Annotated in this window: 6 protein-coding genes and 4 pseudogenes; 4 read left to right on the plus strand and 6 right to left on the minus strand. The window is 64.5% G+C overall.

Annotated features, from left to right (window positions below):
* From BVER_RS25800 to BVER_RS25805, 3 genes are all read left to right on the plus strand, one after another.
* The coding region (locus BVER_RS25800; protein WP_050455686.1) for an FAD-dependent monooxygenase at window positions 1-1,188 on the plus strand (1,188 nt) is incomplete at its 5' end.
* Complete coding sequence (locus BVER_RS34570; protein WP_232316785.1) at window positions 1,185-1,328, plus strand: hypothetical protein; 144 nt, start codon at window positions 1,185-1,187, stop codon at window positions 1,326-1,328. The genes BVER_RS25800 and BVER_RS34570, both read left to right, overlap by 4 nt.
* Window positions 1,325-1,711, plus strand: coding sequence for a hypothetical protein (locus BVER_RS25805; RefSeq protein ID WP_232316787.1), 387 nt, complete (start codon window positions 1,325-1,327; stop codon window positions 1,709-1,711). The genes BVER_RS34570 and BVER_RS25805 overlap by 4 nt, the downstream gene beginning before the upstream one ends.
* Here the strand turns inward: BVER_RS25805 and BVER_RS25810 are convergent.
* From BVER_RS25810 to BVER_RS31905, 6 genes and pseudogenes are all read right to left on the minus strand, one after another.
* Entirely contained in the window at window positions 1,683-2,831 is a 1,149-nt protein-coding gene (locus tag BVER_RS25810) for a Fic family protein (RefSeq protein WP_050455687.1), read from the minus strand. The genes BVER_RS25805 and BVER_RS25810 overlap by 29 nt on opposite strands.
* Window positions 2,832-2,917: 86 nt before the next feature.
* A pseudogene (locus BVER_RS25815) lies at window positions 2,918-4,261 on the minus strand (MFS transporter).
* 133 nt (window positions 4,262-4,394) lie between these two features.
* On the minus strand, window positions 4,395-5,834 hold the full coding sequence (locus BVER_RS25820; RefSeq protein WP_050455688.1) for an NAD-dependent succinate-semialdehyde dehydrogenase: 1,440 nt from the start codon (window positions 5,832-5,834) through the stop codon (window positions 4,395-4,397).
* A pseudogene (locus BVER_RS25825) lies at window positions 5,831-6,869 on the minus strand (aldo/keto reductase). Before BVER_RS25825 ends, BVER_RS25820 begins: the two are co-directional and overlap by 4 nt.
* 12 nt (window positions 6,870-6,881) lie before the next feature.
* Window positions 6,882-7,393, minus strand: a pseudogene (gene fae / locus BVER_RS25830) (formaldehyde-activating enzyme).
* Between the two features lie 419 nt (window positions 7,394-7,812).
* Window positions 7,813-8,265, minus strand: a complete 453-nt coding sequence (locus BVER_RS31905; RefSeq protein WP_157056224.1) for a hypothetical protein — start codon at window positions 8,263-8,265, stop codon at window positions 7,813-7,815.
* A gap of 50 nt (window positions 8,266-8,315) precedes the next feature.
* Here BVER_RS31905 and BVER_RS30745 point away from each other — a divergent pair.
* Window positions 8,316-8,441: pseudogene (locus BVER_RS30745) on the plus strand (FAD-dependent oxidoreductase); the annotation flags it as partial.

Here is an 8,441-nt window from a genome sequence, read left to right on the forward strand (position 1 = left end):
CCGCAGTTTCTGACCGAAACGGTGATGCGCGAGCGACTCGCCGAGTTGGGTCATCGAGTGGAATTCGGATGCGCGCTGGTCGGTATCGAGCAGGACGACGATCATGTCGCCGCGACGATCGACAGCGCGAGCGGCCCGCAAACCGTTCGCGCGCGCTATCTGATCGGCGCGGATGGCGGCCGCAGTTTCGTGCGCTCGACGCTTGACATCGACTTTCCCGGCAAGACGCTCGGCGTGCGCGCCGTCGTCGCCGATGTGCTGCTGACGGGGCTGTCGCGCGATGCGTGGCATCGCTTCAACAGCGGCTCGACGGCGCGGCAGATGTCGCTCTGTCCGCTAGCGGGCACGGCGATGTTCCAGTTGCAGGCGCCCGTGCCGCTCGAAGGCGAGGTCGATCTCACGGCAAGCGCGCTAACGGCGATGATCGCCGATCGCACCGGCCGCGACGATATCCGCATCGAATCGGTGTCGTGGGCATCGGCGTACAACATGAACGCGCGTCTCGCCGATCGTTATCGCGCGGGCCGCGTGTTTCTGATCGGCGACGCGGCGCATATTCATCCGCCGACGGGCGGGCAGGGCCTCAACACCAGCGTGCAGGATGCGTACAACCTTGGCTGGAAACTGGCGGCGGCCATCGGCGGCGCAGCCGATGCGCTTCTCGACAGCTACGAAGCAGAACGCCGTCCGATCGCCGCCGACATGCTCGGTCTATCGACGAAACTGCTCGACGCGATGAAGCATGGCGAATTCCGGCGCGGCCGCGAGGTGCATCAGCTCGATATCGGCTATCGCGCGTCCTCGCTTGCGATGCCGTGCGCGGATCGCGTCGACGGCGTGCTGCCCGGCGACCGCGCGCCCGATGCGCCGATCCGTCGCGCTAGCGGTCTGCCGACGCGTATCTTCGAGTTGCTGAAGGGCACGCACTGGACCTTGATCGGCCACGATGTCGAACGGGACAGCATCGCGCCGCGACGCGGCTTGCGCATTCACACGTTCGGCGCGCGCGGCGATCTTATCGACGATGCGGGGCATTTTTGCGCGGCCTATGCGCTTCGTTCCGGCGACTGGCTGCTCGTGCGGCCCGATGGGTATATCGGCGCGATCGTCGCCAACGAGCGGCTTGCGGCGCTGGAGGACTACTTGCGCGACATCGGACTGGCTTCGACGGACGGAGGCGCGCGATGACCATGCTGTTGGCGTTTCCCCCGTTCATCGCGTTCGTTCTGATTCAGGCCACGGTTGGCGTGACGGCGGCCTCGCGGCGGCGGCGCTGGTATCGGCCGCGCTGCTGGCGCGCGATGTCGCATCGCGCGAGCGCAAGGTGAAGATTCTCGAAATCGGGACGTTTCTGCTGTTCGGCGCGCTGACGCTGTATGCGCTCGTGTTCGGTGCATCGTGGTCGGTGCCGGCGGTGCGTCTGCGTGTCGATGCCGGCTTGCTGCTGATCGTGCTGGCGTCGATCGCGTTGCGTCAGCCCTTCACGCTGCAATACGCGCGCGAAAAAGTCGCCGCCGATCGATGGGATGCGCCGGAGTTTCTGCGCGCGAATTACGCGATCACGTCCGTCTGGGCGCTCGCGTTCGCCGCGATGGTCGCCGCCGATCTGCTGATGGCGTATGTGCGGGCGGTGCCGCATTGGGTGGGTGTCGCGATAACGGTCGCGGCGTTGTTTGGGGCGTTTAGGTTGACGGAGAAGGTGCGCGGGTGAGTTCCGTTTCACGCAATTCATAGGACGTGCTGCGCCCGCCGCCCGGCGCTCGTTGCAGGATGCCGAGCGCAACGAGATCGTTGATGTCCCGCAACGCGGTATCGGGAGAACACTTCGCGATCGATGCCCACTTGCTGCTGGTCAATTTGCCGTCAAAACCGTCGAGCAGCCGATTGAGCAGTTTCGTTTGCCGTTCGTTGAGCGCGGCGTCGGCCCATCGCTGCCAGAAGCGCGTTCGGACAAACACGACGTCGAGTGCGTCGTGCGCATGTTTGAGCGCGCGCAGCACCGCTTCGAGGAACCAGATGAGCCAGTCGGTTACGTCGAGCGTGCCTTTCTGCGTGCGCTCGAGGATGGCGTAATACGCTTTACGTTCGCGCTGGATTTGCGCGGACAGACTGTAAAAGCGCTGCGGGCTGTGATCGGCGCGTGCGAGCAGAAGATCGCCCACTGCGCGCGCAATGCGCCCGTTGCCATCGTCGAACGGATGCAGCGTGACGAACCAGAGGTGCGCCAGTCCGGACTTCAGCAGAAGCGGTTCGGCTGAAGCGGCGTTGATCCAGTTAAGGAAGCGGGTCATCTCGTCGTCGAGACGATCCGCCGGCGGCGCTTCGAAATGCACCTGCTGTCTGCCGATCGGCCCGGACACGACCTGCATCGGGCCGTGCGAATCGTCGCGCCATGCACCGACGCTGATGCGGGACATGCCGCTATAGCCGGTAGGAAAGAGTGCCGCATGCCAGCCGAACAGACGGTCCTGGTCGAGCGGGCTGGCGGATTCGAGCGTCGCGTCGAGAATCATGTCAACGACGCCTTCGACGTTCCGATCCGTCGGCGCGAGCGCGCCGATATCGACGCCGAGCCGTCGCGCGATGGAGGAGCACACCGACGCGACATCGAGATGTTCGCCTTCGATCGCACTCGTTTTGACGACATCTTCGGTAAGTGCCGCGAGGCTTGCGCGATCGCGCAGCGCGATTCCGGCATCGGCAAGTCGACCGAGCAGGCGGCCTTGTTCGCGAGAAACGTCCGCAAGCGGCTCCGCCAGGCGCGACATGTCGTAGCGCCAATCGGGCCAGTCGGGCGCTTCCCAGATGTAGGTGTAATCTCCGCGAATCATGCGGAGATTATCGGCGACAATCTCCGCATGATCAATCTATTCTCCGCAAAACATGCGGAGAATACGCCCTCAATTGCCGCACAACCTCACTGCCCGCTAGCCTGATTGAGCGTCAGATGCTTCGTCTCCGGCGCCCAGGCGATGGAAACTAGCATCCCGATCAGCAACACCGCCGCCAGCGCGAGCATCGTCATCTGCACGCCGGCCTGCGCGATGCCGATCGGCAGCAGAAACGTGCCGACCGCCGAACCCAGCCGGCTGCACGCGATCGACAACCCCACGCCGCACGCCCGCGCTTCGGTCGGGAAGCATTCCGGCGGGAACACGCCGACCAGATTCGAGAACGCCGACATCGTGAGCGTGAACACGCCGAACGCGACGATCATCAGGGTCGTTGAAGACGACGGCAGCATCGACAGCGCCAGCAGCGACAGACAGCACACCGCGAACGAACCGATCAGGAACGAGCGGCGCGACAGCTTGATCGTCAGCTAGATGCCGAGCAGCGCGCCGAGCACGAGAAACGCGTTCAGCAGCAAGTCCGCGCCCGAGCCTTCGCTCAGATTGATCGACTTCAAAATGCTCGGCAGGAACGTGTAGATCGCGAAATACGGAATCACGAGGCACACGAAAAACGCGCAATTGAAGATCGTGCGACGGATCAGATCGGGCTTGAACAGACGCGAGAAACCGCCCGGACCGGAGAAGTGCTCGCCGCTGTCGGCATCGATGGTGACGTTCGGGCCGAAATGCTTGCGCACGATACGGTTCGCTTCGTCCACGCGTCCGCGTCCCAGCAGCCAGCGCGGCGACTCCGGCGTGCCGATGCGCAGCACCAGCACCAGCAGCGCGGGCATGCCGGCGGAGGCGAGCAGCCAGCGCCATGCATCGCCCGATGCATCGGCGTAATGCATGCCGAGCACGTTCGCGATCACATAGCCGATGGTCCAGATCACGCTGAACGAACCGAGCAGCACGCCGCTATGCTTGCGCGGCGAGAATTCCGCGAGGATCGCGTGGCCGACCGCGAAGTCGCCGCCCATGCCGATGCCGATCAGCACGCGCAACGCGCACAGCACCGCGGGCGTCGTGGCCCAGAACTGCGCGAACGCCGCCGTCGTGATGATCAGAAAGCTTAGCAGGAAAATCTTCTGCCGCCCGAGCTTGTCGGAGAGCCAGCCGAACAGGAGACTGCCCAGAAAGATGCCGATCAGCGCGGACGAACCGAGCAGGCCGGTCCAGAACGCATCGAGCGGAATCTGCTTGTTGAGCGAACCGATGGCATAGCCGATGGTGCCGAGCGCGTAACCTTCGGTGAAATGCGCGCCGAACGTGAGGCCCGCGATCTTGATATGAAAGCGGTTGAGCGGCGCGTCGTCGAGCGAGACGCGGCCGGATGCCGGGTTGGCGGACGATGAAACGTCGCGCAGGTCGAGCGCCTGCGGACTCAGGCTTTGAGTGTCCAAAAGTATCTCCTCCACTTCCGAGTGGAGCGCGGCGAGCTGCGCAAGAGACCGCGCGCGATAGCGTTTTCGTTAAATGCGCGCGCGGCCGGTCGATGCGTCAGCGGCCGAGACCGCCCATCATTATGTACTTGAGCTCCATATACTCATCGAGCCCGTACTTCGAGCCTTCGCGGCCGAGGCCCGACTGCTTCACGCCGCCGAAGGGCGCGACTTCCGTCGAGATGATTCCCTCGTTGATGCCGACCATGCCGCTCTCCAGCGCCTGCGCCACGCGCCACGCGCGGCCCAGATCGCGCGTGTAGAAATACGCGGACAGGCCGAAAGGCGTGTCGTTGGCGAGCGCGACGACTTCCTCTTCGGTCTTGAAGCGGAAGCACGCGGCCACCGGCCCGAAGGTTTCTTCCTCGGCGATGAGCATGGACGGTAACGCATCCGCGAGCACGGTCGGCTCGTAAAAGGTGCCGCCCAGTGCATGCGCTTTGCCGCCCGTCAACACTTTGGCGCCTTTTTGCACGGCATCGGCGACATGCGTCTGGACTTTCTTGAGCGCGGCTTCGTTGATCAGCGGACCCTGATCGTAGTCGCCGGTCAGGCCGTCGCCGACGCGCAGCTTGTGGACCGCGCGCGTCAGCGCTTGCGTGAAGGCATCGTAGACGCCGTCCTGTACGTAGAAGCGATTCACGCAGACGCAGGTTTGCCCAGTGTTGCGGAACTTCGAGGCGATCGCGCCTTGCACGGCGGCGTCGATATCGGCGTCGTCGAATACGATGAAGGGCGCGTTTCCGCCGAGTTCGAGCGAGAGCTTCTTGAGCGTATCCGCCGATTGCTTCGCCAAAAGTTTGCCGACGCGCGTCGAGCCGGTGAACGACAGCTTGCGCATGTCCGCCGATTCTGTGAGCGTCGCGCCGATGGCGACGACATCGCCCGACACGATGTTCAACACGCCTGCCGGAATGCTCGCTTCCTCGGCGAGCACGGCCAGCGCCAGCGCCGACAGCGGCGTTTCTTCCGATGGCTTCAGCACCATCGTGCAGCCCGCGGCGAGCGCGGGCCCGGCCTTGCGCGTGATCATCGCGAGCGGGAAGTTCCACGGCGTGATCGCGGCGACGACGCCGACCGGCTCGCGCGTCACGATGATCTGTGAATTCGGCTTCGTGCTCGGAATGACATCGCCGTAATTGCGCTTGGCTTCTTTCGCGAACCATTCGAAGAAGCTCGCGGCATAAGCGACTTCGCCGAGCGCTTCGGCCAGCGGCTTGCCCTGTTCGCGCGTGAGCAGTTCGGCCAGCGTGTTGCGATTGGCGAGCATCAGTTCGCCCCAGCGCTTCACGCGTGCGGCGCGTTCCTTCGCGGTCAGCGCGCGCCAGGCGGGGAAGGCCGCACGGGCGGCGTCGATGGCCTGCGCGGTTTCCGCCGAGCCGCCGCGCGCGACTTGCGCGATGATCTCGCCCGTCGCCGGATTGCGCACCGGATAGCGCTCGCGGTTCTCGGTCCACTTGCCGCCGATATAGTGATTCGTCTGCAAGAGCTCTTTCATGCCGCGCGCTCCAGCGTGAGATCGAACGCGCCTTGCGCCGCCCGCGCTTCACGCGCGATGCGCTTGCCGGCGGTGTAATCGTTGATCAGATCGCACGGCGTGTAGTTGCGGTCGAGTTCGTGCATTTCGTCGGCGTCGAGCTTGGTTTCGAGCGCGGCGAGCGCGCTGTCGAATTGCGCCGGCGTATCCGCGCCGACCAGCATGCATCGAGATGCCCGGACGATTCAGCACCCACGCCTGCGCGATCTGCGCGGGCGTCACGCCACGACGTTCCGCCACGCGCGCCACCGATGCCGCGATCTCCTGCGACGCGCAATCGCCGTACATTTGCGCGGTGAAGAAGTCGGTCTGATTGCGCGTGCTCTTCGCGTCGACGGAAAGCAGGCTGCGCGCGAGCGGGCTGAACACCGAGACGCCCACGCCCTGATCCATGCAGTACGGAATCATTTCGCGCTCTTCCTCGCGATACGCGGCGTTCAACTGCAACTGCATGTTGATCGGCTTGTGCCAGCCGTGGCGCTCGCACGCCTGCATGATCTTGGCGAACTGCCAGGTGTACATCGTCGAAACGCCGATATAGCGCGCCTTGCCCGCGCGAACGATATCGTCCATCGCCTGCATGGTTTTTTCGACGGGCGTGTTCACGTCGAAGAAATGCAGCATGTAGAGGTCGACGTAATCCATGCCCAGACGCGTAAGCGAGCCGTCGATGCCGTCCATGATGTGCTTGCGCGAATGGCCGCCCGCGTTCGGCGTGCTCGCCATGTCGTAGCCGACCTTGGTCGTCACGACGATTTCTTCGCGCTTGACCAGCCGCTTCAGAATGCGGCCGACGACTTCCTCGCCGACGCCCGTCGAATAAAAATCCGCCAGATCGATGAAGTTCACGCCCGCATCGAGCGCGTGCTTGACGATGGGTTCGCTTTGCGCTTCGTCGAAAATCCACGACTTCCATTGCGGCGTGCCCATGTTCATCGTGCCTAAGCACAGACGCGAGACTTTCAGGCCCGACTGGCCGAGATGTACGTATTCCATGTCGTCGGCTCCTTACTTCTTCGGCGTGTAGAACTGGTTCGATACGTCGCGTGCGGCCTTGAAGACGGCGCTCTTGTGCGGCAGGCCTTCCATCGCGGCGACGATCGCGTTCTTGCACGCGCGATAGTTATTCTCGAATACAGCGTCGAGGTCGTCGGTGGCCGGATTGACCCAGTTCGCCGACACGACGACCCAGTCGTTTTCTGGCTTCGGGCGGCAGCGTGCCGTTCTCCAGCGATTCGGCGACCGCCTTGGCGATGCCCGCCTGCGGATGCGCCACAGGTCGCGTTGCCGTGGAAGTCGTTCGCGATCTGCGCCTTGTTGACGTGAAGCGTGAGCGGCTTGGTCGGCACGCCCGGCTGCGCGATCACGACGAACGGCGCGTGACCGGCGGACGGCGTCGCCAGCGCGGTCGCGAATGCCTGACCGGCCGGGCCGTTGCGCGGGCCGACCAGCACGTTGATATGGGCGAGATTGACGCCCGGGCCTTCGAAACCTTCGCCGATGAACAGATTCTTTTCCATTGCTCCTTCCTGTGTCCTCTGAATGACTCGGCCACCCTGACGGTGGATGGAAATCATTCTGCGACGGGCGTTGGACCGGGAGGAACCGACGATTTCTCAGGGCGGGTGTGAGCTGGAATCAACTCCGGGTTGACCCGAAGTCATGGCTTGCGGACAGGTTCTCGGAAGATTCCTAAGCATCCTATAAGGATTGATCCAGAAAATGATGTCTGACTGCGGATGGCCGCGCGCGCCGCAATCCGCCAACGACAATCGACAATCGGGGATCGCACGCATGCGTCACTGCTTCTTGCTGTTTTCATGGCTCGCCGTGCCGCCCCGGCGCGCGACCGGCGCTTTGCCTCGCGGGTGACGCGCATGGTCGAGGCGCTGCATTCTTCCCTTCCGCTCGAGGTGGCAGACGACGTCGCCTGGTATCATCACGATCTGGCCAAGGCGCGCGGGCTGATCCGCCGTCCGCCCGCGCCCGGCGAGGCGTATGTGTGGCTGGTGCCGACCGAATTCCGCTTTGCGTCGGCATCGAATATTGGCAACTGGCTGAGCGTGTCGGAACGCCGGCGCGCGCGGTTGCATCCGAATTCGGCGATCGGGCGGCGCTTCGGCGTCGCGCGCGCGACCTTGCGGCTGGTGTTGTCGCACATGCTCGGCTGCCGTCCCGACGATGTCGAGTTGCAGGACGGACCGGACGAACGCATCGTCGTGAGCGATCCGCGCGCGGGCGGCGAGATCGGCGTCGACGTGGCGTACTCGGGCATCTGGATCGTGATCGCGGTGGCATCGGCGAGAATAGGGCTCGGGCTCGCCGTGGAGCCGTCCGGCGACGACGCGCGCGATCGCGGGGCGCTGTGGGAGCAGGCGGCGCGCATCGGCATGAACCGTGCGGGACGCGAATCGGACGACGCCGAATCGCCGGGCGCCTGGCGTGGACGACCACTGCGCGACGAGCGTGCCGGGCGTCTACGCGATCGGCGACGTCGTGCGTGGCCCGATGCTCGCGCACAAGGCGGAAGACGAAGGCGTGGCGGTGGCGGAAATTATCGACGGCCAG

This window comes from Candidatus Burkholderia verschuerenii, from assembly GCF_001189365.1.
Taxonomy (GTDB): Bacteria; Pseudomonadota; Gammaproteobacteria; order Burkholderiales; family Burkholderiaceae; genus Caballeronia; species Caballeronia verschuerenii.